The 25475-nt window shown below is 60.2% G+C and carries 17 protein-coding genes and 1 riboswitch; of the genes, 9 read left to right on the forward strand and 8 right to left on the reverse strand.

All coding sequences use genetic code 11. The features are described from left to right. Positions 1-20: 20 nt before the first annotated feature. A complete protein-coding gene (gene katG / locus OHL14_RS11460; protein ID WP_263379480.1) occupies positions 21-2246 on the forward strand; it encodes a catalase/peroxidase HPI in 2226 nt (741 codons plus the stop codon). 272 nt (positions 2247-2518) lie between these two features. Here the strand turns inward: katG and OHL14_RS11465 are convergent, their stop codons facing one another. Then, positions 2519-2917, reverse strand: coding sequence for a winged helix-turn-helix transcriptional regulator (locus OHL14_RS11465; RefSeq protein ID WP_263379481.1), 399 nt, complete (start codon positions 2915-2917; stop codon positions 2519-2521). A 75-nt stretch (positions 2918-2992) separates the two neighbouring features. On the opposite strand from OHL14_RS11465, the gene OHL14_RS11470 reads away from it, so the two are divergent. The 3 genes from OHL14_RS11470 (at position 2993) to OHL14_RS11480 (ending at position 5132) form a co-directional block, all read left to right on the forward strand. Then, complete coding sequence (locus OHL14_RS11470; protein WP_263379482.1) at positions 2993-3952, forward strand: oxidoreductase; 960 nt, start codon at positions 2993-2995, stop codon at positions 3950-3952. A gap of 89 nt (positions 3953-4041) precedes the next feature. Beyond that, a complete protein-coding gene (locus OHL14_RS11475) occupies positions 4042-4821 on the forward strand; it encodes an NIPSNAP family protein (RefSeq protein WP_263379483.1) in 780 nt (259 codons plus the stop codon). Positions 4822-4919: 98 nt separating this feature from the next. Beyond that, positions 4920-5132 carry a hypothetical protein gene (locus tag OHL14_RS11480; RefSeq protein ID WP_263379484.1) on the forward strand — a complete coding sequence of 71 codons (213 nt, stop codon included), beginning with the start codon at positions 4920-4922 and terminating at the stop codon, positions 5130-5132. A 244-nt stretch (positions 5133-5376) separates the two neighbouring features. Here OHL14_RS11480 and zwf read toward each other — a convergent pair whose 3' ends face one another. From zwf to deoC, 4 genes are all read right to left on the reverse strand, one after another. Continuing rightward, positions 5377-6771: a glucose-6-phosphate dehydrogenase gene (gene zwf, locus OHL14_RS11485; RefSeq protein ID WP_263379485.1), complete on the reverse strand. Its 1395-nt coding sequence runs from the start codon at positions 6769-6771 to the stop codon at positions 5377-5379. Positions 6772-6897: 126 nt separating this feature from the next. After that, positions 6898-9291, reverse strand: a complete 2394-nt coding sequence (locus tag OHL14_RS11490; protein ID WP_263379486.1) for an aldehyde dehydrogenase family protein — start codon at positions 9289-9291, stop codon at positions 6898-6900. 38 nt (positions 9292-9329) lie between these two features. Beyond that, positions 9330-9935, reverse strand: coding sequence for a hypothetical protein (locus OHL14_RS11495; RefSeq protein WP_263379487.1), 606 nt, complete (start codon positions 9933-9935; stop codon positions 9330-9332). Between the two features lie 23 nt (positions 9936-9958). Then, a complete protein-coding gene (deoC, locus tag OHL14_RS11500) occupies positions 9959-10975 on the reverse strand; it encodes a deoxyribose-phosphate aldolase (RefSeq protein WP_263379488.1) in 1017 nt (338 codons plus the stop codon). Between the two features lie 115 nt (positions 10976-11090). Here deoC and OHL14_RS11505 point away from each other — a divergent pair, with 115 nt between their 5' ends. Next, entirely contained in the window at positions 11091-12407 is a 1317-nt protein-coding gene (locus tag OHL14_RS11505) for a DUF2252 domain-containing protein (RefSeq protein WP_263379489.1), read from the forward strand. A gap of 56 nt (positions 12408-12463) precedes the next feature. Here the strand turns inward: OHL14_RS11505 and OHL14_RS11510 are convergent, their stop codons facing one another. Next, positions 12464-15832: a TonB-dependent receptor gene (locus tag OHL14_RS11510; protein ID WP_263379490.1), complete on the reverse strand. Its 3369-nt coding sequence runs from the start codon at positions 15830-15832 to the stop codon at positions 12464-12466. A 197-nt stretch (positions 15833-16029) separates the two neighbouring features. After that, on the reverse strand, positions 16030-16437 hold the full coding sequence (locus OHL14_RS11515) for a helix-turn-helix transcriptional regulator (RefSeq protein WP_263379491.1): 408 nt from the start codon (positions 16435-16437) through the stop codon (positions 16030-16032). A 114-nt stretch (positions 16438-16551) separates the two neighbouring features. Continuing rightward, positions 16552-16740, forward strand: a riboswitch (cobalamin riboswitch). A 103-nt stretch (positions 16741-16843) separates the two neighbouring features. Between OHL14_RS11515 and OHL14_RS11520 the strand changes: the two genes are divergently transcribed. Continuing rightward, the gene (locus OHL14_RS11520) at positions 16844-19294 is read left to right on the forward strand and encodes a ribonucleoside-diphosphate reductase subunit alpha (RefSeq protein ID WP_263379492.1); all 2451 of its coding nucleotides are present in this window, start codon (positions 16844-16846) and stop codon (positions 19292-19294) included. 229 nt (positions 19295-19523) lie between these two features. After that, positions 19524-20564: a ribonucleotide-diphosphate reductase subunit beta gene (locus OHL14_RS11525; protein ID WP_263379493.1), complete on the forward strand. Its 1041-nt coding sequence runs from the start codon at positions 19524-19526 to the stop codon at positions 20562-20564. On the opposite strand, the gene OHL14_RS11530 is transcribed toward OHL14_RS11525, so the two are convergent. Then, positions 20561-21601: a CPBP family intramembrane glutamic endopeptidase gene (locus tag OHL14_RS11530; protein ID WP_263379494.1), complete on the reverse strand. Its 1041-nt coding sequence runs from the start codon at positions 21599-21601 to the stop codon at positions 20561-20563. The two genes, OHL14_RS11525 and OHL14_RS11530, sit on opposite strands and share 4 nt — an antisense overlap. A gap of 188 nt (positions 21602-21789) precedes the next feature. On the opposite strand from OHL14_RS11530, the gene OHL14_RS11535 reads away from it, so the two are divergent. Together OHL14_RS11535 and OHL14_RS11540 are read left to right on the forward strand one after the other, a co-directional pair. Further along, positions 21790-21981 (forward strand): hypothetical protein, encoded by a 192-nt coding sequence (locus OHL14_RS11535; RefSeq protein ID WP_263379495.1) that lies wholly within the window; start codon positions 21790-21792, stop codon positions 21979-21981. A gap of 110 nt (positions 21982-22091) precedes the next feature. Continuing rightward, on the forward strand, positions 22092-25451 hold the full coding sequence (locus tag OHL14_RS11540; RefSeq protein WP_263379496.1) for an alpha-mannosidase: 3360 nt from the start codon (positions 22092-22094) through the stop codon (positions 25449-25451). Positions 25452-25475 lie beyond the last annotated feature (24 nt).

Genomic DNA, 25475 nt, shown 5'->3' on the forward strand with positions numbered 1-25475 from the left:
GCTATCTTTAGGAGCAAACGATGTCCGAAATGAAATGCCCCGTCCCTCACGGTCAGCCCTCCGCAGAAACCACTGCCACCGAAACCTCCTCGCCCATGCACGGTGCCGTCACCACCAACTCGCGCAACATCCAGCGCAATGAGCACTGGTGGCCCGATCGCCTCGACCTCGCCGTTCTCCACCAGAACAACAAGCTCGCCGACCCCGATCCCTCCTTCGACTACGCCGCAGAGTTCAAGTCCCTCGACCTCCAGGCCGTCATCGCCGATCTCCGCGCGCTCATGACGGACTCGCAGCCCTGGTGGCCCGCCGACTTCGGCCACTACGGCCCCTTCTTCATCCGCATGGCCTGGCACTCCGCCGGTACCTACCGCACTTACGACGGTCGCGGCGGCGCAGGCATGGGCACGCAGCGCTTCGCTCCCCTCAACAGCTGGCCCGACAACGTCTCGCTTGATAAGGCGCGTCGCCTCCTCTGGCCCATCAAGCAGAAGTACGGCAAGAAGATCTCCTGGGCCGACCTCATGATCCTCGCCGGAACCACCGCCATCGACGACATGGGCCTCAAGATGTTCGGCTACGCCGGTGGCCGCGCCGACGTCTGGGTCCCGCAGGAAGACATCTTCTGGGGCTCTGAAAACACCTGGCTCGGCTCCGACAAGCGCTACCAGGGTGACCGCGAACTCGACGGCCCCCTCGCCGCCGTGCAGATGGGCCTCATCTATGTCAACCCCGAAGGCCCCGACGGCAAGCCCGACCCCGTCGGCTCCGCGCGCGACATCCGCGAAACCTTCGGTCGCATGGCCATGAACGACGAAGAGACCTTTGCGCTCGTCGCTGGCGGTCACACCTTCGGCAAGGCGCACGGCGCCCACGACCCCAGTAAGTTCGTTGGTCCCGAGCCCGAAGGCGCTCCCATCGAGCAGCAGGGCTTCGGCTGGAAGAACTCCGCCGGCAAGGGCAACGCCGAGGACACCATCTCCTCCGGCCTCGAAGGCGCCTGGACCACCAACCCCATCAAGTGGGACAACGAGTACCTCGACAACCTCTACAACTTCGACTGGTCGCTCCGCAAGGGACCCGGTGGTGGCTGGCAGTGGTACGCCACCGCCGAGGCTGAGTCCATTCCCGACGCCCACATCAAGGACAAGAAGCACCTGCCCATGATGTTCACCTCCGATCTCGCCCTCAAGTTCGATCCCATTTACGAGCAGATCGGCAAGCGCTTCCAGAAGGATCCCGCAGCCTTCGCCGACGCCTTCAACCGCGCCTGGTTCAAGCTCACCCACCGCGACATGGGGCCCATCCAGCGCTACCTCGGTCCTCTGGTTCCGCAGGAAGAGCTCCTCTGGCAGGACCGCGTGCCCGCCGCCAACGGCTACACGCTCTCCGACGCCGACATCGCCGAGCTGAAGTCCACCATCCTCGGCTCCGGCCTCACCACCGCGCAGCTCGTCTACACCGCATGGTCGGCAGCAGCCTCCTTCCGTGGTTCGGACAAGCGCGGCGGCGCCAACGGCGCTCGCATCGCCCTCGAGCCCCAGAAGAACTGGGAAGTCAATCAGCCGCAGCAGCTCGCCAGGGTCCTCTCCGCGCTCGAAGGCATCAAGCAGTCCTTCGGCAAGCCCGTCTCCCTCGCTGACCTCATCGTCCTCGCCGGCACCGCTGCCGTCGAAGACGCTGCCAAGAAGGCTGGCTTCGATCTCACCGTGCCCTTCACGCCCGGCCGTACCGACGCCACCCAGGCCCAGACCGACACCGTCTCCTTCGCTCCCCTCGAGCAGACCGCAGACGGCTTCCGCAACTACCTCCGCCTCGGCCACAAGCTCCGCGCAGAAGAGCTCCTCATCGACCGCGCCCAGCTCCTCACCCTCACCGCACCTGAGATGACCGTCCTCATCGGCGGACTCCGCGTCCTCGGTGCCAACTTCCAGGGCAGCAAACACGGCGTCTTCACCGACACCCCCGGAACCCTCACCAACGACTTCTTCGTAAACCTGCTCGACATGGCCACCGAATGGAAGGCATCCTCCACCACCGAAGGTCTCTTCGACGGCATCTCGCGCTCCACCGGCGACGTCAAGTACACCGCCACCCGCATCGACCTCATCTTCGGTGCCAACTCCCAACTCCGTGCCCTCTCCGAGGTCTACGCCGCCTCCGACGCCAAGGAAAAATTCGTCAAGGACTTCGTAGCCGCCTGGACCAAGGTCATGAACCTCGACCGCTTCGACATCCAGAAGTAGTCACTCACCCAACCCGCACCAACCCTCAAGGGCTGCCGAAAGGCAGCCCTTCTTATGGTTCCAGACCCACTTCAAAACCCGTCATTCTGAGCGAAGGCCCAAAGGGCCGCAGCCGAAGAACCCCGAAAGTCCTTACCCCACCCAAGCCGCCAACCTCTTTCCAACGCAAGCAGCTCAAGCCGTCTTCCAGCTCCCCTGCCGAGGTTTACGCCGCCTCCGACGCCCCGGGAAAATTCGTCAAGGACTCGTGGCCGCCTGGAAATTGGCCCCCGTCACCCGTCGTACCTCTCTCGCGCCTCCACAAACCGCTTCACATTCGCGCTCGCCCACACCCACAGCGGATGCACCTGGGCCAGCATCTCCATCCCCAGCTCCGTGATCGCGTACTCCACCCGCGGAGGCACCTCCGCAAACGCCTCCCGCGTCACCAGCCCATCGCGCTCCAGCTGCCGCAGCGTCTTGGTCAGCGACTTCTGACTCACGCCCTCCACCTGCTCCAGCACCCGCGAAAACCGCATTGGCCCGCCCGCCTCAGCGAGCACCGCCATCGTCCACAGCGTCCACTTCTCCGCCATCTGCGTCACGATCGTCCGCGCCAGCGAGTCCTCCTCCGGACTCATCGCATCGCACGTCGCATTTACTTCTCCCCAGTCGATCCCTGTTTTCTTCATTTGTTACCTCGAGGTACCTACAGCACGAAAAGGTGCCTTATTGCCATTGGATACTAATGGAAGCATACTCCAGGAATGACGAACACAAACACGCACTTCACCGCTAGCAACATCCCCTCGCAGCAGGGCCGCCGCGTTCTCATCACGGGCGCAAACTCCGGCATCGGTTTCGAAACCGCACTCGAACTCGCTCGCCGCGGAGCCGAGGTCATTCTTCCCGCGCGTTCGCTCGACAAAGCCAACGACGCCATCACCCGCATCCTCCGCGAAGTCCCTCACGCGAAGCTCACTCCAGCCATGCTCGACCTCGCCTCGCTCGCCAGCATCCACGCCTTCGCCGACTTCATCGACGCCACCTTCCCCGGCCAGTCGCTCGACCTCCTCATCAACAACGCCGGAGTCATGGCCGTACCTCAGCGCGAACTCACCGTCGACGGCTACGAGCGCCAGTTCGCCACCAACTACCTCGGCCCCTTCGCGCTTACCGCTCTGCTCTATCCCCATCTCAAACAGCAGCAGGGAACTCGCATCGTCACCGTTTCCAGCGGTGTCAGCAATCAAAGCAAGATCGAGTTCGACAACCTGCAGAGTGAGAAGAAGTACAACCCCATGTTTGGCGCCTACTCACAATCCAAACTTGCCGACCTCATCTTCCAGCAGGAGCTCCAACGCCGCCTCACCTCTACAGGCTCACCCATCCTCAGCACAGGCGCTCATCCTGGGTACGCGATCACCAACCTGCAGATCAGCGGTCCACAGGGCAAGATGCCGTTCCCGATGCGTCTTGCAACCGCGATCCTCAAACCTCTGGCTTCGCAGGACGCCCACCACGGCGCTCTGCCCACCCTCTTCGCCGCCACCTCACCCGACGCCACGCCTGGCGGCTACTACGGCCCCAGCGGATTTCAGGAAATCAAAGGGCATCCCGTTCCCGCAAAGATCGCTCCTTCTGCCAAAGACGAAGCTCTCGCAAAGCGTCTCTGGTCAGAGACAGAAACGCTCACAGGCGTCACCTTCCACCTCCGCTCACGCTAGCTACGCGTCTCCCATCTCCGTCCGCGATATGCCGGAGGACGAGATGGGAGCGACCTGTCGTACTCTGGAAGCGTTCCTCCGGAGTCTCCATGCAACGTCGCGCCTTCGTAAAATCCGCTCTCGCCACCGCTTCAGCCACAGCCTTCTCCGCAGAATCACAATCCCCATCGCAGCCCGCTCGCGAGTTCTACCAGCTGCGCAAGTACACCCTCCGTAACGGCCCGCAGCTCCCCCTCACGCAGAACTACTTCGAGCACGCGCTCATCCCCGCGCTCAACCGCCTGCAGATGTCTCCCATCGGAGCCTTCAAGCTCGACATCGGCCCCGAAACCCCCACCTACTACGTCCTCATCCCCTCGAACTCAGCCGAGTCGCTTGTCAACCTCGACACCCTCCTCGCCAGCGACGCCGCTTACCTCAAAGCCGCCGCTGGCTTTCGCGACGCTCCAGCTTCCGCCCCAGCCTACGAACGCTCCGAGCGTTCCATCCTCGCCGCCTTCTCCGGTTGGCCGAAGCTCACCGCGCCCAAACCCGGCAAACGCATCTTCCAGCTCCGCACCTACGAAAGCCCCAGCCAGGCCGCGCACCAGCGCAAGATGCAGATGTTCAACGATGCCGAGATCAAAATCTTCACCCGCAGCGGCCTCACCCCGGTCTTTTTCGCCGACACCCTCATCGGCACCCGCATGCCCGCCCTCACTTATATGCTCACCTTCCCCAGCCTCGCCGACCTCACCGAGCACTGGGCAAAGTTTTCCGCCGACCCCGAGTGGAAGGAACTCTCCCACCAGCCCGGCAACACCGACGCCGACATCGTTAGCAACATCTCCAACCTCTACCTCAGCCCGCTGGCTTGCTCTCAGATCTGATCGCGCCCCGACACAGTCAAACATTACAAAACCCTTACAATCCACACCCCTCCAAGTCGGCATCCCAAACGTCATGTCTAATAAGGGAGCTGTAAACCATGGACCATGACGCCTTAAACCGCAAACTCACCAATCTCGAAGAGGAAATCTCTCTCGCGCAGGCAGCCTCGCTTCACGGCTCCGCCATGCTGGCGAAGGCGTCCCTCACGCTGGACGATGCCATCCGCGTCGCCGCCAACATCCGCAACCGGCTCTCAGGCGCGCTCCGCGCCGCAGGTAAGCAGACCAGCAGCTCCTTCTCCACCGAATAGCTGCAAATTGCTGTCAACCCCTCCTGACAGAACTTTTCCGGTAACTCTCTGCATCGAAACACGATAGCGGCGAAAAGTTTTTGCATGTTTACCCTACGCCGTTTGTTAAACTGGATATAGAAGAGAAAAGCAGAAGGCTCGGATACCCTCCGGGCCTTCTGCATCTTGCAAACATATTTGGTCCAGACTTAAGTCTCATTCGTTCAAAACTTTAGCCCCAAAGTATGGGGGAGGGGGAGGGGATCTACTTCACCACCCGAAAATCCTCCGCCTGCTCCGGAACCGGAACATCCCAGCCTCCGGGCGGAACAACATCACCTTCCGGCCCCCAGGTATTTGGCTCATAAACCGTCACCGGCGTCTGCGCCTTCAGCACCGGATCGACAATTCTCCAGGCCTCTTCCACATAATCCTGCCGAGCAAAGTTTGTCGGATCGCCGGCCATCGCATCGGTCAGCACGCGCTCATAAGCTTCCATCTCCTCCGGCCGCGCATTCCGAGTCGCCACCAGCTCAACCTCTTGCCTCGGTCCAGCTTCGCCAAACGCCGCCACAGAAACTGCAATGGCAATCGTCATCTCCGGCGAAATCCGGAACCGCACATAGTTCTGCGGACTGCCAGCTGGAAGAAAGTTCGTCACCGGCGCAGGTTTCAGCCGAGCAATCACTTCCGTGCAGGTCACCGGCAGATTCTTGCCCGCACGAATGTAGAACGGAACTCCATCCCATCGCCACGAGTTCACCTGCAGCTTCAGCGCCGCATACGTCTCAGTCGTCGAGTTCGGAGCAACGCCCTTCTCATCCAGATAACCCTTGAATTGTCCGCGCACCAGGTCCTTCGCCTCGATCGGAGGGATCGCCCGCAGCACCTTCACCTTCTCGTCACGCACAGATTCGCTCTTGTTATCCGCAGGACATTCCATCGCCAGATTACACATCAGCTGGAAGATATGGTTCTGCACCACGTCGCGAATCGCGCCAGTCGGATCATAAAACGAGCCGCGCCCTTGGATGCCGAAGTTCTCCGCCATCGTAATCTGCACGCTCTCAATGTGATTGCGATTCCAGATCGGCTCCAGCAGCGAGTTCGCGAACCGGAACGACACCATGTTGTGAACAGGCCCCTTCGCAAGGTAATGATCGATACGGAAGATCTGCGTCTCAGGAAACGCCGCAAGTAGAATCCGATCCAACTCCTGCGCCGAAGCCAGGTCGTGTCCGAACGGCTTCTCCACAATCATCCGCGCGTCCTTCGCGCAGCCAGAAGCGACTAGTTGCTCTACAACCTTCTCAAACATCACCGGCGGAATCGCCAGGTAATGCGCGGGCCGCTTACAATCGCCCAACTCCTTCTTCACGGCCTCGAACGTAGCAATGTCCGCGTAATCGCCATCAACGTAGCGCAGCAGGGAACTCAGCTTTGTCCACGCAGCTTCGTCCACGCCACCATGCTTCTCCAGGCTGTCATGCGCCCGCTCTTTCAGCTGGTCAAGATTCCATCCAGCCTTTGCCACACCGATCACTGGCACGTTCAGGTTGCCGCGCTTCACCATCGCCTGCAGCGAAGGAAAGATCTTCTTGTAGGCCAAATCGCCAGTTGCACCAAAGAAAACCAGAGCGTCTGAGGGTTGCTGATCCATCCGAGTCCCCAATCATGCGCGCAATTGTGCGCCGTTAAAGATCATAGCCTCTCCATCCGATACTTCCCGCAAACGAAAGAGCGAGACTCGTAAGCCTCGCTCTTTGTTGTCTAGTCAGTCGTTGCGTCATTCGCCGTAAGGCACCCAGATGTTCTTCACCTGCGTCGCATGGCGCAGAAAGTATCTACCTTCAGCCTGTGCTGGATCGAACCAGTCAAACTGACGACCATCGTTCGAGAACACCTGCTTCAGGTTGCCGATCGAAGCCGCCTTCACCATCGTCGACGCAGCCTCATCGCGGAAGCTCCAGATCGCATCGACATCGTCGTGCTCCGCGAGCGTCTTGCCCAGCTCTATCGCTTTGCCTGTCACGATGTTCACTACGCCTCCGGGCAGATCGCTCGTATCGAGCACTTGGTATATCTCGCCCATCAACGTAGCGCTACGCTCGCTCGGCACGGCGATCACCGCGTTGCCCATCGCAATGGCAGGCAGCACCAGCGACACGAAACCCAGCAGCGGAGCATCGTCAGGACACAGCACGCCGATCGTCCCAACGGCTTCGTGCATGGCAAGCGCAACCATCTTCATCGGAGGATTATGAACACTGCCATCGTACTTATCGCACCACGCCGCGTACGCAAAGATGCGCTCCACGCTGGCATCGAACTCCACCGCAGCCTGATCTGGCCCTACAAACTCGCCCAGCTTCGCGATCAACTCAGTCCGGCGCTGCGACAGGTTCTCTGCCATGAAGTACAGCACCTGCGCGCGACCATGCGCCGCCGTCTTCGCCCACTTCGCACTCACATTTCGAGCTGCCTCAACCGCATTGCGAATATCCTTGCGGCTGCCTGAAGGAGCCTCGCCAATGAACTTGCCGTTCGCTCCATACACGGAATAGCTGTAGCCCGAATCCGGCCGAGCCTGCTTGCCACCGATGTACATCTTCACCGTGCGATCGATGCCGAATGCATCTGCACTCTCACCCTTGTCATCCTGAGCGGAGCGAAGGACCTGCTTCTCTGGAACCACCGCAGGAGCATCCTTCACCCACGTCGGCTCAAGGTACTCGTACATCCCTTCTTTGCCGCCCTCGCGTCCGTAGCCACTCTCGCGATATCCGCCAAATCCACACGCGGCATCGAACAGATTCGTTGCATTCACCCACACAACGCCAGCCTTTACCTGCGCAGCCACATCGAGCGCAACATTGATGTTCTCGCTCCAGATGCTCGCGGCCAAACCATAGGTCGTGTTATTTGCCAACTCCACAGCCTCTGCCGGAGTGCGGAAGGTCATCGCTACCAGCACCGGCCCGAAGATCTCCTCCTGCGCCACCGTCGCAGCCGGAGATATGCCCGTCAACAGCGTCGGTTTATAGAACAGTCCCTTCTCTGGCATGGTCAGATCAGGCTGATAGCACGTCGCGCCCTCGGCAATGCCTTGCTTGACCAACCCAGCGATGCGCTCATACTGCACCTTGTCGACGATTGCCCCGATATCGACAGCCTTATCCAGCGGCGACCCAACCCGCAGCGTGCTCATGCGCGCGCGAATCTTGTCGTACAGCCGCTCGGCCACGCGCTCCTGCACCAGCAGTCGCGAACCCGCGCAACACACCTGCCCCTGGTTGAACCAGATGCCATCGACCAGCCCCTCGACAGCCGAGTCCAGATCGGCATCATCGAAGACGATGAACGGCGACTTGCCGCCAAGCTCCAGCGACAGCTTCTTCGTCGTCCCCGCCGTGGCCTTGCGAATGATGCGTCCCACCTCGGTCGAACCCGTAAACGCGATCTTGTCGATCCCCGGATGCGCCGTAATCGCAGCGCCCGTCTCACCCGCGCCGTTCACCACGTTCAACACACCCGCAGGCAGACCGATCTCATGCGCAATCTCCGCGAACGCCAGCGCACTCAGCGGCGCGTACTCGGCAGGCTTGATCACGACGGTGTTCCCAGCAGCCAGCGCAGGCGCAACCTTCCACGCAAACATCAGCAGCGGAAAGTTCCACGGAATAATCTGCCCCACTACGCCCATCGGCGCATAGCACGGAAACTCTTCATCGCGCAGTTGAGCCCAGCCCGCATGGTGATAAAAGTGCCGCGCCACCAGCGGAATATCGATGTCCCGCGACTCGCGGATCGACTTGCCGTTATCGAGCGTTTCTAACACCGCCAGCCGCCGTGCATGCTTCTGCACCTGCCGCGCCAGCGCATATAGATACTTCGCCCGCGCATGACCACTCAATGCCTGCCACGCAGGCAGCGCCGCCCGCGCAGCCTTCACCGCCGCATCAACATCCTCCGCACTGGCCGTCGCAACCCGAGCTAACACCTCACCCGTAGCCGGATTCTTCGTCTCAAAACTCTCCGCCCCCACCGCGGTCCACTTGCCGTCGACATAGTGCCCAAACGCACGACGATGCGCGTCGAGCCACTTCGTAACCTCGCTCGCATCCTCCGGCGCCGGTCCATACTCCATCGAATAAAACTTCTCCACTACGCTGCTTGCCATTGTTTGCTCCAGCGGCAGTCTTCACCGCGCTCAATATTTCAGTAAAACTCGTTCGCAGGTACATTGATCTTCGCTAGATCAATCGCCAGCATTTTGCCTAAGTCGTAGATAGGGCCTTTGGTTGGCGTCCAGCGATCAACGATGTGATATCTGCCGCCGTCAGCAGCCTCGATCACCCATTGGGCACCATCGTCTCCATAAGATTTCTCAGATGTCGGCAGTGACCAGAACTTCGTTCGCTGGATATTATCGAGAACAGTATCGACATCATCTTTGCTCAAATTGATCGTCTTGTCGGTAATAAGCTTTCCCGGCGCATAGCCACCTGCCCCGTCAGTGATTTTCGTTGTCAACGCTCCGGCACCGTTAGGACGGATATCGAGTCGAACAGCAATCGGATGATGGAACGTTCGCAACCACAGAAAGCGGTAGGTGCGCACATTGGATGAGACATGCCATAGAGGTGCTTCTTTCAGAGCGGCTAACTGGCGGGAATATGAGGAGATCACTAGCTGATCGAGCTGACGGTTTTCGGAAAAAGTCTTCGGCGGAAAGTATGTTGTCTGCGCGTGACTATCCACCGTCCACATGACTCCACAAAATATGAAGGCAAACCAGTAGTTCCGCAGGCTGACCGAGTTCAAGCGTTTCCGGACCATTCTCGACCTCATGCGATCGGATGCCTCGATACCGCGCTATACCTACCCGTAACAAAGTGCTCCAACTGCCGCTCGATATCCGCCAGCATCGAACTCGCCCCAAACCGAAACAGACTCGGCTCCAGCCAGGGCCGCCCCAACTCATCCTTCATCAACGCCAGCCAATCCAGACTCTGCTTCGCCGTCTTGATCCCGCCAGCAGGCTTATACCCGACATACATCCCCGTCCGCTCCGCGTAATCACGAATCGCCCGCACCATCACCAGCGAAACCGGCAGCGTAGCATTCACCGCTTCCTTGCCCGTCGACGTCTTGATGAAGTCACTCCCCGCCATCATCGCCACCCAACTCGCCCGCGCCACATTCCGCAGAGTCAGCAGATCGCCCGTCCCAAGAATCGCTTTCATGTGCGCCGCTCCACACGCATCTTTGAAGGCTGCAACCTCGTCGTACAAAGCGCCCCACTCGCCATTGAAAACATGCGCCCGCGTAATCACGATATCGATCTCGCTCGCCCCCGCCTCAACGCTCCGCCGAATCTCATTCACACGCTCCGCCAGCGGACTCAAACCAGCAGGGAAGCCGGTCGACACCGCGGCCACCGGAATCCCAGAGCCTTCGAGCGCCTTCACCGCCGTCTCCACAAACGCGTGGTAGACGCACACCGCGCCGGTCGTCAGATGAAGCTCCTCGATACCTAGAGCCTTCACCAGGTGGTCCTGCAGCGGTCGCCGTGCCTTCGCGCACAGCCGCTTCACACGCTCGGCCGAGTCATCGCCCGAGAGCGTCGTCAGGTCCATGCACGCGATCGCGCGCAGCAGCCACGCCGCTTGCCATTCCTTCTTCACCGTGCGCCGCGTACCGATCGTCGCAGCGCGGCGCTCCACCGCGCTCGTATTCACCTGGATCTCATCCACCCAGTCCAGATTCAGATCGATGCGCCGGTTCGGCGTCAGCTCGCGACCATACAGCGTCACCGGCGCGGCCTGCTTTATTTCTTCATGTTCACTCTGTTTTACATTCATCGTCACACCTAAATCCGTTGGCGGCGTCCATCAGATGCCAAAGCAAAAGTGTATACCCGCAGCCCTGTTGCCTGTACGCTTACTAGCGTTGATGTTCAGCACGAGGAGTTCCGCAATGTCCACGCTCACGCCACCCTTATCGTCCAAAGAACGCGCCGCCCTCGGCCGTGCCGCCCGCAAGCAACTCAGCCGCGGAGCCCACGCCAGCCTGTCGCTCAAGGCCGTTGCGGACGATCCCATCGCGCTGCTGCGGGCCGCTGAAAAAGACCGCATCAAATCGCTCGTTGTCATCAAGCACGAGCGTATGGCCGCTTCGGCGTTTGGCTTCTTTCGCGGCGCGGTTCCGATCATGGCGGCAGACCTCGCCGCGCAGCCAAACACCGGTCTCATCACGCAGCTCTGCGGAGACGCGCACATCTCCAACCTCGGTGCCTACGCCTCTCCCGATGGCAACCTTATGTTCGACATCAACGACTTCGATGAGACCATCCGCGGGCCCTTCGAGTTCGACATCAAGCGCCTCGCTACCAGCCTCATCCTCGGCGGTCGCGAAGCAGGCGTGAAGCTCGCAGCCCGTCACGAGGCCGTCGCGCACTTCACCGCGCAATACCGCAAGCTGATGCGTGCGTTTGCCGCCCTACCTATCCTCGAGCTTGCTCGCTACCAGATCCACCGCCTCGCTCACATCGAACCGATGCCCTCCATCTTCGCGCAGGCGGAACGCTCTACCGCAGCGAAGACGCTGAAATCGCTCACCACCAAAGGCGAAAGCAATCGCGTCTTCAAATCGGAGCCGCCCTTGCTCCGGCGCATTGGTGGCAAAGAGCACGACCTCGTACTCGCCGCGCTGGGACCCTACTCGCGCACGCTACAGCCGGAGCGTCGCCACTTCCTCGATCAGTACAGCCCCGTCGATGTCGGCTTCAAAGTGGTCGGCACCGGCTCCGTCGGTCTACGCGATTACGTGGTCTATCTCGAAGGCACACATGCCTGCAAGTCCGATCCTCTCTTTCTGCAGATCAAGGAAGAGCCTGCCTCGGCCTACGCGCCCTATCTGCCGGAGGGCTCGCAGCACTCGCACCAGGGCCATCGCGTGATGGACGGCCAGCGCGCCATGCAGCTTACCAGCGATCCCTTCCTGGGCTACACCGCCATCGAGGGCCGTGACTACCTCGTGCGCCAGCTCAACGATCACAAGGCCACGCTCGATCTCACCACCCTCACCGCAGACTCACTGCTGGGCTACGCCGATCTCTGCGGGGAGCTCTTAGCCCGGAGCCACGCGCGCGCTGGAGACCCTGTCGCCATCGCCGCCTACCTCGGCGACTCCTGCCGGTTCGACGACGCCATCCTCAGCTTCGCGCACAACTACTCCGACCAGACCGAACGCTACTGGGCCACCTTCAAGAAGTCATTGAAGAAGCCCAAATAGCGCTCGGTCTGGTCGCACTTATTCTTGTCATTCCCGCAGGGAATCTGCTTTCTTTCTTACCGGCTTAGCTTCAGCGCAAACTGCACAACGCGCTGCTCCGTTGAAGTCGCCGTGATGCTTCCAAACGCGGCTGCCCCAAAGCTACCATTGGGCTGCGCAAACGCCGGTGTATTCGTTACATTGAACACCTCGGCGCGGAACTCTGCGTCGGTCTTTTCGCCAAGCTGCGTATGCTTTACCAGCGCAGCGTCGAGATCGCGATACGCAGGCCCGCGCACGGGGTTACGAGACGCGTTGCCGAAGGTGAACTGTGGCGCTGTCGCGAAAGCTGCAGTGTTGAAGAACCTCGCAGGCGTACGCAACTCCGGGCTCAGCGAAGGATTGGCCACGATGTTCGGCCTTTGCAACGCAATGCCCGCGAAGGCATTGTTGTTGGTCGCTTGAGTCACGGTTACCGGCATACCCGACTGCAGCGTCATGATCGTGTTTAACGCCCAGCCTCCAAGGAGTGCGTTGAGAACACCGTGCGAAGCAAAGTTGTGGCCGCGTCCCGCAGGCAGATCGTAGGTCGCAGCGAGTGTCGTCACATTCGGCATATCGCCGTTCGAGGAGTCGCGCTCAAGATACGGCCGGAAGGTGTCCGCTGCAATCAGGCTGCTCGAGTTCGGCGAGGAAAGCACCGTCGACGAGAACACAGACGACGCATCGTCAATCAGCTTCGAATGCGTATATGCGAGCAGGAAGAAGAGTCCACGCGTCACGCGCTGCTCCACCTTCGCCTCGATCGCGTTGTAGTTGGTCTCGCCGCTATTGTTGCGGTATGTCGCCACATTCTGGAACCGTGGGTACGGCTTCAGCAGCTGCGCTGCTGATATCGTTTTGCCACCAATGCTGCTCGACGTCGGAATCTGCCCGTAGTACGGATTCGCCACCGCCCCTGTCAGCGAAGTCGGGTTCGTCAGCCCCTGCGCAAGCTGCGCCGCCGTCAACTGGTTCAGGTTCGAATCTGGAATGCCCACATGCACTATGTGCGTGCCCACGTACGCAACATCGACCGATAGGCCGTTCGTGATCGCCCGTTGAAACGCCAGGTTCCACTGCTCTGAGTAACCCGAACCAGCGGTGCGATTCGCGGTGTACACGCTCTGCCCCAGGCCCGCATCGGGCGTCAGGGCAATGGGAGCGACTGTCGGTCCATTCGACAGTTTGAACGCAGAGTTAATGCTGTCCTGCGTCTTCTGCTGCACGTTCTGGATGAACGGAAACTGCGGCAGCGTGAACGGCGTCGTGATACCCGACTGGTCGATAAACACGATACCGAAGCCAGAACGAACTACCGTCTTCGGTGTCAGCTGATAGGTGAAGCCAACCCGCGGCGCGACGTTGTCATAGTGCAGCTCGCGCGCGCTCTTCGGGTTTCCATTCACTCCCGCATAGGCAAGCTGCTGCGTCGTCAGGTTGAACACAGCACCCTGATTGTTCTTCTCCGTCGAAGGCGAATGCAGCGACCAGCGGGCACCAATGTTGAGTGTCAATTTGTCGGTAGCGCGCCAATCGTCCTGCACGAAATACTCCTGGATGTGATCGCGCGGTCGCAACTTCGAGGTCTGCAGGTCGATCGAGAACGTATCGACCTGCCCAAGGAGAAAGCTCGCCAGCGCATTGCCCCCCGTAGTCGTTGTCGCAGCGGTCGTCTGCGTATCGGTGCCGGTCGTCGTAAACGCAAACGAGCCCGTCGGATTCGGTGGAGACACCGCGTTCAGCTGGTACCAGCGAACGTCCGCACCCATTTTGAACGAGTGCCGTCCACGCACATAGGCCAGCGTCTCCTCCATCTGCCACACCGCAGTCTGATACTGAGAGAATGTGCTCGCTGCAGGTCCTAGCTGCTGGAAGCCGGTGAATGTAAACAGCGGCAGCGCGTTATTGAACGCTGCATTCGTCGGGATCCCTGGGATTCCGAGCGCATTCGAACCCGTGTTGTTTAGCGTGGGCCCCGTGATCGTGTTGCCGCGCCGCGTGTATCCCACATGGACATCATTCAGAAGTCTCGCCGTAAACGTATGGGTCTCATCGAACACCGCCTGCTGCCCAAGCACATGGGACAGTCCCGCCACGTTGCCCGTACCGATCACTGCCCCTGCCGTCGGTCCACTGCCATCCGGCAGCGCCGTGATCGGCTGCTCCACATCGCTGAAGTACGAATAACGTGCAAACGCTCGGTCCCTGTTGCGCAGCGCACCATCCATGCGGAAGTCGAACTGGTTCTGATGGTCGGCATCGTTTGCTGTGCGCGTGTAGTTATTTGCGGCCGCCGTCAGGTTCGTCGGGGTAGGGAAGCGTGCCAGCAGTGCAACGGCCGAAGGATCGAACGGCGTCACTGCCGGATCGATGACATCGTTCGGAAACTCCGATCGAATGTACCTGCCACCCACCAGCGTCGTCGTCGCAGGGTTATAAATCTTCGACACACCCGTAAAGATGCCCTGCCGCTCCGCCAGCGTCGGGATCGTCGAGATGATCGGCTTGCCAATCAGCGCTTTGATTCCCTGGTAGTCGCCGAAGAAGAACAATTTGTCCTTCAGCACTGGCCCTCCCAGCGTGCCTCCGTACACATTGCGCCGATACTCCGGCTTCTTACCCACCGCCGCAAAGTAGTTGCAAGCGTTCAGGTCTTCGTTGCGAAAGAACTCATACAGGCTGCCGTGGAATGCGTTCGAGCCCGAGCGCGTTGCCACGTTCACCACGCCACCATTGAAGCGCCCGAACTCAGCAGGCACATTGTCCGCCTCGACGGTGAACTCCTGGATGTCATCCACGATAGGGAAGAACGCCACCTGTCCCGGCTCTGGCTGCAGCGCAGAGATGCCGTCATACAGATACTCGTTGGTGCGCGGACGTCCACCATTGATGCGCGGCAACAGCGTTCCGGGCGGCAGAGCCACGCCGGGTGCAAGCTGCGTCAGGTTGATGAAGTTGCGGCTGTTCAGCGGGATACCCACCACCACCGCACCCGACAAATGCGTCTCGATATCTGCCACACTTGCCTGCAGCAGCGGAGCCGCAGCATCCACACTCACCGTCTGCGCATCCGAGCCCACCGTCAGCGTCAGGTCGACGTTCACCGTATCTCCCACCAACGCTGTAAGGCCCGTGCGGCTCAGCCTCTCAAACCCCGGTGCGACGACCTCCACACGATAAATCCCTGGCACAAGCTGGCCGAAATGGTAGTTGCCTGAGCTCGTGCTCACCGTCTCGCGATGAATATTCTTGGTTGTCTCCGTCAGTTCAATGCGCGCATTCGGTATGCCTGCACCAGACGAATCGATGACTCGTCCCTGCATCTCCGACGCGATCTGCGCATAGGTTGTGGAAACTCCGAGCAGTGAAAACAGGCAGGCGGTCAGTCGCCAGTTCAGTCTCATGGTGTAACTCCTCCAGGCGCGACTTTGCGCGGCGCCGGTCAATGCCTGGGCACAGTTCGCTTAGAAAGATGTATTGAGCTGCTTCAATACGCAGAAAGTCCAGCCGTGATGATCTTCACGACTTTATACGTATCGAATCGAATGGGTCAATGTGTCGCAGAGACGCCACTGCGATGGAGTAAATGTCTTATTCCGCCCTAACTTATGTCGTCCAAACGCTCTACCATCACATCCGTCGACTTGATCAGTGCAGCCACTGCGTCGCCTTTCTTCAACTGCAACTCCTTCGCAGCAGACGCCGTAATGATCGCCGTAATCTGCGACGACTCACAGGCCATCACCACCTCGGCCATCAGCCCTTCGATGCGGATGCTGATCACTTTGCCCGCGATCTGGTTACGACCACTCACCTTGCGGAACCGTGCTCGCGAACTCGCCGCAGGTTTTGTGTTGTCCTTCGCTAGGAACGGCTTCAGCGAAGCCTCGGAGATGCGATGATGCCCGCCCGGCGTCTGCGCAGTCTTTAGCTTGCCGGAAAGAATCCACTGCTTGATCGATGGATAGCTAATGCCAAGCATCCGTGCGGCTTCTCGTGGGGTAAGCATCGTTCTCATTCCTCCTGCGCCCTTCATTAGGTGTAGCACCTTCGGTCCTGCCCGTATCGGAAAATCTCGACATATCCACAACCTGTGGCCTTGTATCGGCCACCACCACAATCTATAGTCAGGTCATTCCACGGTCTCTCCGTAAGGAGAGTGAAAAGGGAATCCGGTGAAATCCCGGAACTGTCCCGCAGCGGTAAGCAGGTACGAACGTCGACGATGACACTGGAGCGTTGCTCTGGGAAGTCCAGACTAATAGGTACGAGCCTGCAGAGTCCGAAGACCTGCCATGGAAATATTCGCACGCGCCTCCGAGGAGAGGCGAGGTGGCAACGTCTCGTCCCCTCGCGCTCAGCGACGACCTGCCGTTGTTTCTTCGCAAAACCCCAGGGGCCAAGGAGATCCATCCATGGCCGACTCGATCCAAACTCAGACCACTCTTGCCGACATCGCGCCCGGTTTCCCTATGCGCGAAGAGACCCCCGTTATGCACGTCCGCAAGCGCAATGGAGCGCTTGAGCCCGTCGACGTCAACAAGATCGTCCGAGCTGTGCAGCGCTCAGCACACGGGCTCTCGCACGTCGATGCCATCCGCGTCGCTTCGAAGACCATCGGTGGCCTCTACGACGGCGCCACCACGCGCGAACTCGATACCATCTCCATCGACACCGCCGCCTCGCTCATTGCAGAGGAGCCGCAATACTCCAAGCTCGCGGCCCGCTTGTTGCTGGCCACCATCATCAAGGAAGTTTCCGCACTCAACCTGCACAGCTTCTCGCAATCCATCGCCTACGGTCACGCCGAAGGCGTCGTCGGTAAGGCTACGGCCGAGTTCGTCGCCACGCACGCGCGCAAGCTCAACCACGCCATCGACGACGAGTTCTCCGACCGCTTCGAATACTTCGGCCTGCGCACCGTCTACGACCGCTACCTGCTGCGCGACCCCATCTCCCGCGCCGTCATCGAAACTCCGCAGCACTTCTTCCTGCGAGTCGCCTGCGGACTCGCCGTCGCTCCGCATGAGGCCATCAACTTCTACCGTCTCATCGCCTCGCTCGACTACATGCCCTCCTCGCCAACACTCTTCAACGCCGGCACCAAGCACCCGCAGATGTCCTCGTGCTATCTGCACGACAGTCCCGGCGACTCGCTCGACAGCATCTACGACACCTACAAGAACGTCGCGCTGCTTTCGAAGTTCTCTGGCGGCATCGGCCTAGCCTTTCATCGCGTCCGCAGCGAAGGCTCGCTCATCCGCGCAACGAACGGGCTGAGCAACGGCATCATCCCGTGGCTGCGCACGCTCGATAGCTCCGTTGCAGCCGTGAACCAGGGTGGCAAGCGCAAAGGTGCGTGCTGCGTTTATCTCGAGCCTTGGCATGCGGATATCGAAGCCTTTCTCGAGCTGCGCGAAAACACCGGCGACGGAGCGCGCCGAACCTACAACCTCAACCTCGCCAACTGGATTCCCGACCTCTTCATGCAGCGCGTCGAAGCGGACGGCCTGTGGTCGCTCTTCGATCCCAAGGACGTGCCGCAGCTACCCGACTTATACGGCCCGGAGTTTACCGCTGCCTACGAAGAGGCCGAGGCCGCGAAGAAGTATCACCGCCAGATCAAGGCGCGCGAGCTCTACCTGCGCATGATGCGCTCGCTCGCCGAGACCGGCAACGGCTGGATGACCTTCAAAGACGCCACCAACCTCAAGTGCAACCAGACCGGCGCTCCCGGCAACGTGGTGCATCTCTCCAACCTCTGCACTGAAATCACCGAGGTCACCAGCAAGGACCAGACCGCCGTCTGCAACCTCGGCTCCATCAACCTCGCGCGCCACATCACCACCGACGCAAACGGCACCGCAGCCTTCGACTTCGAGAAGCTGGCCGCCACCGTGCGCACCGCGATCCCGATGCTCGACCGCGTGATCGACATCAACTTCTACCCCATCAACCAGGCAGCCACCAGCAACGCCGCATGGCGACCCGTAGGCCTTGGCCTTATGGGTTTGCAGGATGTTTTCTTCCAGCTCCACTTTCCCTTCGACAGCGTCGAAGCCCATGCTCTTTCCACCAAGATTCAGGAAGAGATCTACTACTACGCACTCGTTGCCTCCTGCGAACTAGCCGAGGCCAACGGACCGCATGCCACCTTCGCGGACACGCGCCTCGCCAAGGGGCACTTCCAGTTCGATCTCTGGAACATCACGCCCTCCGACACCACCCGCTGGGACATCCTGCGTGAGCGCATCCTCAAGTCGGGTGTCCGCAACTCGCTCGTCATCGCCATCGCACCGACGGCCACCATCGCCAGCATCGTTGGCTGCTATGAGTGCATCGAGCCGCAGATCTCCAACCTCTTCAAACGCGAAACACTCTCCGGCGAGTTTCTGCAGGTCAACCGCTATCTCATTGAAGAGCTGCAGACCCGCGGCCTCTGGCATGAAGAGATGCGCATGCGCCTCAAGATGTCCGAAGGCTCCGTGCAGAACATCGACGGCCTGCCAGACGATCTCAAACTCCTCTACCGCACCGTATGGGAGATCCCGATGCGGAGCCTCATCGACATGGCCGCCGCTCGCAACGCCTACATCGACCAGTCGCAGTCGCTGAACCTCTTCGCCGAGTCGCCCAACATCGGCAAGCTCTCCAGCATGTATATGTACGCGTGGAAGCAGGGCCTCAAGACCACCTACTACCTGCGCTCTCGCCCGGCCACCAAGATCGCGAAGACCACGGTCGCCAACGCCAGCACCCGCGTCGGCGCGGCGGCCTCCAACGCCCTCACCACGCCGAAGCCCGACGACACCGCAGCTCTGGCCTGCAGCCTCGAAAATCCCGAATCCTGCGAAGCCTGCCAGTAGTTTCTTGTTTGTCATTCCCGCAGGGAATCTACTTCTCGACTCACTACAACCCGCATGCCCATCTTGGCTACAGCATCATCGTCGCTAAGGTGGGCACCGAGCGAAGCTCTACAGCTTTCCTTCCAGCCCCCTCTTAAATCTGTCATCTCGACCGAAGCGCAGCGTAGTGGAGAGACTTCTGTAGTTGTCTTCGCTCGTAGCCCCACCGTTCTCCCGAAAGGACCACCCTATGTCCACCACTGAAACCCAGTCCTCCGTCGCCGCCCCCGAGCACATCCTCGACCCCGGCCTCTGCCTCACGCTCCGTCCCATGAAGTTCCCCGTCTTCTACGACATGTTCCGCGACGGCATTAAGAACACCTGGACCGTTGAAGAGATCGACTTCCAGACCGACCTCACCGACCTCAAGGGCAAGCTCTCATCGGCCGAAATTCACGTCGTTCAGCGCCTCGTCGCCTTCTTCGCCACTGGCGACAGCATCGTCTCCAACAACCTCGTGCTGAATCTCTACAAGCACATCAACTCCCCTGAGGCACGCCTCTATCTCTCGCGCCAGTTGTTTGAAGAAGCAGTGCATGTGCAGTTCTATCTGACGTTGCTCGACAACTACGTGCCCGACCCCGAAGAGCGCAACGCCGCCTTCGCCGCAGTCGAAAACATCCCCTCCATCAGCAAGAAGGCTGACTTCTGCATGAAGTGGATGGACTCCATCCAGCAGCTGGAGCAACTGGAGACCAAAGAGCATCGCCGCCAGTTTCTGCTCAACCTCATCTGCTTCGCCGCCTGCATCGAAGGCCTCTTCTTCTTCGCCGCCTTCGCCTATGTCTATTTCTTCCGCTCGAAGGGCCTGTTGCATGGCCTCGCTGCGGGCACGAACTGGGTCTTCCGCGATGAGTCCTGCCACCTCGAGTTCGCCTTCGAGGTCGTCAACGTCGTTCGCGCGCAGGAGCCCGATCTCTGGGACGAGCAGCTTGAGAAGGACATTGTCACCATGCTGCACGAGGCCGTCGACGCCGAAGCGCAGTTCTCTGAAGACCTTCTCGCCGGTGGAGTCGCCGGCCTCAGCATCCGCGACATGCGCGCCTACCTCGGCTACGTTGCTGACTCCCGCCTGCAGCGTCTCGGCATCGCTCCCGCCTTCAACACCAAAAACCCTTTCGCCTTCATGGACCTTCAGGACGTTCAGGAACTCACCAACTTCTTTGAACGCCGCGTCTCCGCTTACCAGAGCGCGGTACAGGGCGAGGTCGAGTTCACCGAAGACTTCTAACGATCACGGTCGCTGCGTTCGGAAAGATGGCTGCCAGCCGGTGGCCATCCTCCGGGCCGCTGCGTCCACAGAATCGCCGCGAAGGCTAAAGCTGCGATCGGTAAGGCGTACACGCTGCCCTCCGGTCCGGTCGGTCCGCCGGAAAGCAGCAGGCTCCCCTGCGGATGCGAATGCAGCAGGTTGAACGCCACCACGTGCCCACTGTCGGCCACGCCGAACACAAACGACTGCGCCCAGTCCCACGCTGCATGCATCCCAATGGCCCACCATAAAGATCCCGTGCGCCAAAGCGAGAGCGTATACGCAAAGCCCATCAGGCCGGCCAGAAAGAGTCCCACCGGACTTTCGCCGTTGTTTCCGAGATGCCCCAACCCAAACAGAATAGACGTCAGTACAGCCGTTCCCCAGAAGCCGATAGCCCGAGCGTGCGGTGCAGCGCGCGTATGTAAGAGCGGTCCGGCAATGCCACGCGACAGCGTGAACTGCAGATAGCCACGCGAGACCGCCTCTTCCAGCAATCCCACGCACAGAAAACCAAGCGCCCACTCCACGGAGTAACGCAACACATCCAGCCCAGCCATCTGCAGTCCGTCGAATACCAGCAGATGCAGTCGCCACAGGATCAGCACCAGCAGACTCAGCAGTCCGGCGCCCCAAACCAGTCCTTCAACGAACTGTCGCAGTGACCCCGGCGTCGCGCCGATACCATAGGACGAAATCGAGCGGCGCTCCACGCGAGACATCAGCCACAACGCCAGCATCACCACCAGAAACGGGATGCCATCGCTGACGATGACCTCAATCGGATACTTCCTCACATGAATTAGTTGGTCGGGATCGAGCTGATGCAGGGCCTTGAAGAGCGCTTTCACCACGAACCGTAAGGCCGCGATACATACATAGAAGAGGATCAGGCTCCATCCAGCGCGTAGTCCGTCTGCCCCCACAAAGATGCGCCTCCAGCCGCCGCTGGAGGCTGTTTCATGTCCTGAAACAGGTGTCGGCGCTCCGCCGCTCGCAAGTGTGGGATCACTCATAGAGTTCGTCTCTCGTGAAATGAAAATGGCCGACCGTCAAGATTGGTAAGAGAGTATCAGCAAGCGTCTTCGGGACGTTCAATAACTCACCAACTTCTTCGAGCATCGCGTCTCGGCCTCTTAGTGTGCGCCGTAACGGAGAGTCTCTGCTGCGCTATCATGGCGCTGTTGACGAAACGAGGAAGCCGATGCGGTTGGTTCTGAGAGTTTTAGGTGTAGTGATGATGGGTATGGGGACCGTCTGGATCCTTCAGGGTATCAACGTCCTTCCCGGCAGCTTCATGACCGGGCAGATGGTCTGGGCCTACCGCGGCGCAGCGACAGCTCTGGTCGGCCTGGTCATCCTCATCTTTGCCCTCCGTCGCGGAAGCAGCCGCTAGATCATTCTTGGGCCAAATCTTGGGCATCAGGGCAAATCTGGACGTTGAATGGATGAGCATTTCATCTCAATTCGTTCCAGCCGTGCCTCAAGTTTGGTAACCTTTCCACCATGCGTATTCGTAGCCTTTCGCTCGCTCTGCTCCTCAGCTCCTCGCTCGCCTTCGCTCAGTCTTTCGCTCCGGTCCGCGAGCTGAAGAACCTCTCCCCCGCAGCGATCGAAAAGCTGCACACACTCGAAACTCTGAACACCCTCCCCGGCGGCACCTGGCGCTTCCATGCCGGAGACATCCCGCACGGCGAGTCCGTCACCCTCGACGACTCCAGCTGGCAATCCATCCCCACGCCCCCTGAGCGCAAGTCCGTAAAGGCTCCAAAGGAAGCTGTCTGGTATCGCCAGACCATCGAAGTCCCCAAGACCCTCCACGGCTACGATCTCTCCGGCACCCGCATCTGGTTCCAGTTCCGCGCCGACGCCAACGGCCCCATGCCGCAGATCATCTACTTCAACGGCCGCCGCGTCGCCCTCGGTGACGATCTCGAACCCATCATCCTCTTCGAGCCCGCCCACCCCGGCGAAAAGATTCTCGTCGCCGTGAAGCTCCTTGCCACCGTGGACGACAAGAGCTTCCGCGGCGTCAACATGAAGATTGAGCCAATCGACTCAGCTTCGAAGCAGGGCCGCCCGAATCCCGACGACATCCGCGTCGAGTGCATCACCGCCGCCAACCTTCTACCCGCGCTGCCCACCCCGCGCAAAGACCTTCTTCCCACGGTAGAAAAAGCCGTTGCCGCCATCGACACCAAGGCACTCGAAGCAGGGAACCAGAAGGCCTTCGACGCCTCTCTCGTCAAAGCGCAGTCCATCCTTGCCCCGCTCCACTCTGCCCTCGCCACCGCCAAGATCGACCTCACCGGCAACGCCCACATCGACGCCGCCTGGCTCTGGCCGCGTTCCGAAACCATCGACGTCGTCAAGCGCACCTTCACCACTGCGCTGCAGCTCATGAACGAGTACCCCGACTACACCTACTCGCAGTCCGCCTCGCAGTACTCGCAGTGGATGGCCGACAAATACCCCGAGCTCAACAAGCAGATCGCACAGCGCGTAAAGGAAGGCCGCTGGGAGATCGTCGGCGGCATGTGGGTCGAGCCTGACCTGAACCTCCCCGGTGGCGAATCGCTCGTGCGCCAGCTCCTCGTCGGCCAGCGCGCCTTCAAGAGCCTCTACGGCGTTACCGCCCGCATCGGCTGGAACCCTGACAGCTTCGGCTACAACTGGCAGCTTCCGCAGATCTATAAGCGCAGCGGCATGGACTACTTTGTCACCCAGAAGATGCACTGGAACGACACCAACCAGTTGCCCTTCCGCCTCTTCTGGTGGGAGTCCCCCGACGGCTCCAAGGTCCTCACGTACTTCCCGACCGACTACACGCACGACAACGTAAACCCCACACGCATCTCGGCTGACTTCGCCGAGTCTGCCGAGCGCAACCCCGGCACCTTCGAGCACATGGACCTCTACGGTCTCGGCGACCACGGCGGCGGCCCCACGCGCGACATGCTTGACCAGGCCGACCATTGGATCGCCGCCAGCAAAGACCCGCAGCAGGCCGTGCCCAGCATTCACTACAGCACCGCCCAGCACTTCTTCGACGACGTGCAGACCCACATCAACCCAACCTCGCCCACCTGGGACTACGACAAGATCGCCAAGGGCTGGACCGCTCCCGCAGCGGGCGCAGACGGCAGCGTCGGCATCCCTACCTGGGATAGCGAACTCTACTTCGAATACCACCGCGGCATCATGACGACGCAGGCCAAGCATAAAGAAGGCATGCGCCGCAGCGAAACCGCAACCCTCGACTCCGAAGAGCTGGCTTCGCTCGCATGGCTCAACGGCGAGAAGTACCCCAACGACCTCTTCACCGATAACTGGAAAAAGATCACCTTCAACCAGTTCCACGATCTCGCCGCAGGCTCAGGCATCGCCGTCATCTACCGCGACGCAGCCGATGACTACGCGCAGGTCTTCAACAACGATCACAACATCGACGAAGCCTCGCTCAAGACTATCGGCTCGCAGATCGACACCCGCGTCAACAAGAGCGACCTCCGATACAACAATACCCCTATCGTGGTCTTCAACTCGATGGCATGGCCCCGCACGGAAGCCATCCGACTCTCGGTGCAGCTTCCTGAAGGCACCTCCACCATCCGGCTTGAAGATTCGAAAGACCATGAACTAAACACGCAAGTTATTTCGCACAACTTGGCCGATAATACGTTCGAGGTCCTAGCCCAGGTTAGGAATGTCCCCGCGCTTGGGTACGAGGTGATCCATGCAATCGGAGCGATTGGTGGGGGCTATATTGAACACGATGATGAGCCCAACCTAGCCAATGAGTCCGAAAGCTATATTCTTTCGAACTCGAAGCTGAAGTTCACAATCAATAAGCAAAACGGCTGCATCACCAGCCTTAAGCTCACCGGCAGTGACGAGTACATCGCTCCCAACGCCTGCGGCAACCAGCTACAGACCTACGTCGACAAGCCCAAGCAGTACGACGCCTGGAACGTCGACCCCGGCACCTTCGATGTCCCCTACACGCCCATCGACAAGGTCGACTCCATCAAGGTCCTCGAAGATGGTCCGCTCCGTAAGACCATCCGCATAGAGCGCACCTGGAGCAAGTCGCACTTCATTCAGGACATCTCTCTCGACGCCGGGGCCGATGCTGTCCGCGTGTCGAACGATGTCGAATGGCACGAAGAGCACATCCTGCTGAAGGCAGCCTTCTCGCTCGCAGCGTCTTCGCAGAAGGCCACCTACGAGATCCCCTACGGAGCCATCGAGCGCCCCACCACCCGCAACAACACTTGGGAGAAGGCGCAGTTCGAGGTCCCCGCCCAACGCTGGGCCGATCTTGGAGACGCCAAGCAGGGTGTCTCCATCCTTAATGACAGCAAATACGGCTACGACGCCGTCGGCAACATGCTGCGCCTCACCCTGCTGCGTTCGGCCACTTGGCCCGACGACAAGGCCGACCAGGGTCACCAGCACTTCGTCTACGAGATCTACCCGCACACCGGTTCGTGGCAGTATGCGCAGACGGTCCACCGCGGCTACGAACTCAATACGCCTCTCATGGCGCAGCAGACCTTCGCCCACACCGGTTCTCTCCCGGCCACTCACTCTTTCATCGCTGTCGATGAGCCGAATGTGATTCTCTCCGCCGTCAAGAAGGCCGAGGACTCGAACTCCCTCATCTTCCGCGTGTACGAGGCCACAGGCAAGGGAACTGACCTCCACCTCCACATCCCCGCAGGCGCAACCTCAGCCACCGAGGTCAATCTGATGGAGGCACCCATCGCAGGAGCTTCCGCCACTCACCTCAGTGGCGAAACCATCACCCTCCCCATCAAGCCATGGGAGATCCGCACGATCGAGGTCTCGTACCCCGCAAAGTAACAGACAGCAAAAAAGGGGCCGCTG

The sequence above is a fragment of the Granulicella paludicola genome, from assembly GCF_025685545.1.
GTDB lineage: Bacteria > Acidobacteriota > Terriglobia > Terriglobales > Acidobacteriaceae > Granulicella > Granulicella paludicola.

Excerpts from the sequence above, each read along its gene's own strand:
- OHL14_RS11520 (WP_263379492.1), top strand. The coding sequence starts at position 16,844 with ATGGCCGACTCGATCCAAACTCAGACCACTCTTGCCGACATCGCGCCC.
- OHL14_RS11525 (WP_263379493.1), top strand. The coding sequence starts at position 19,524 with ATGTCCACCACTGAAACCCAGTCCTCCGTCGCCGCCCCCGAGCACATC.
- OHL14_RS11510 (WP_263379490.1), bottom strand. The coding sequence starts at position 15,832 with ATGAGACTGAACTGGCGACTGACCGCCTGCCTGTTTTCACTGCTCGGA.
- OHL14_RS11470 (WP_263379482.1), top strand. The coding sequence starts at position 2,993 with ATGACGAACACAAACACGCACTTCACCGCTAGCAACATCCCCTCGCAG.
- OHL14_RS11490 (WP_263379486.1), bottom strand. The coding sequence starts at position 9,291 with ATGGCAAGCAGCGTAGTGGAGAAGTTTTATTCGATGGAGTATGGACCG.
- OHL14_RS11480 (WP_263379484.1), top strand. The coding sequence starts at position 4,920 with ATGGACCATGACGCCTTAAACCGCAAACTCACCAATCTCGAAGAGGAA.
- OHL14_RS11540 (WP_263379496.1), top strand. The coding sequence starts at position 22,092 with ATGCGTATTCGTAGCCTTTCGCTCGCTCTGCTCCTCAGCTCCTCGCTC.
- OHL14_RS11530 (WP_263379494.1), bottom strand. The coding sequence starts at position 21,601 with ATGAGTGATCCCACACTTGCGAGCGGCGGAGCGCCGACACCTGTTTCA.
- OHL14_RS11505 (WP_263379489.1), top strand. The coding sequence starts at position 11,091 with ATGTCCACGCTCACGCCACCCTTATCGTCCAAAGAACGCGCCGCCCTC.
- katG (WP_263379480.1), top strand. The coding sequence starts at position 21 with ATGTCCGAAATGAAATGCCCCGTCCCTCACGGTCAGCCCTCCGCAGAA.
- OHL14_RS11535 (WP_263379495.1), top strand. The coding sequence starts at position 21,790 with ATGCGGTTGGTTCTGAGAGTTTTAGGTGTAGTGATGATGGGTATGGGG.
- OHL14_RS11465 (WP_263379481.1), bottom strand. The coding sequence starts at position 2,917 with ATGAAGAAAACAGGGATCGACTGGGGAGAAGTAAATGCGACGTGCGAT.
- zwf (WP_263379485.1), bottom strand. The coding sequence starts at position 6,771 with ATGGATCAGCAACCCTCAGACGCTCTGGTTTTCTTTGGTGCAACTGGC.
- OHL14_RS11515 (WP_263379491.1), bottom strand. The coding sequence starts at position 16,437 with ATGCTTACCCCACGAGAAGCCGCACGGATGCTTGGCATTAGCTATCCA.
- OHL14_RS11475 (WP_263379483.1), top strand. The coding sequence starts at position 4,042 with ATGCAACGTCGCGCCTTCGTAAAATCCGCTCTCGCCACCGCTTCAGCC.
- deoC (WP_263379488.1), bottom strand. The coding sequence starts at position 10,975 with ATGAATGTAAAACAGAGTGAACATGAAGAAATAAAGCAGGCCGCGCCG.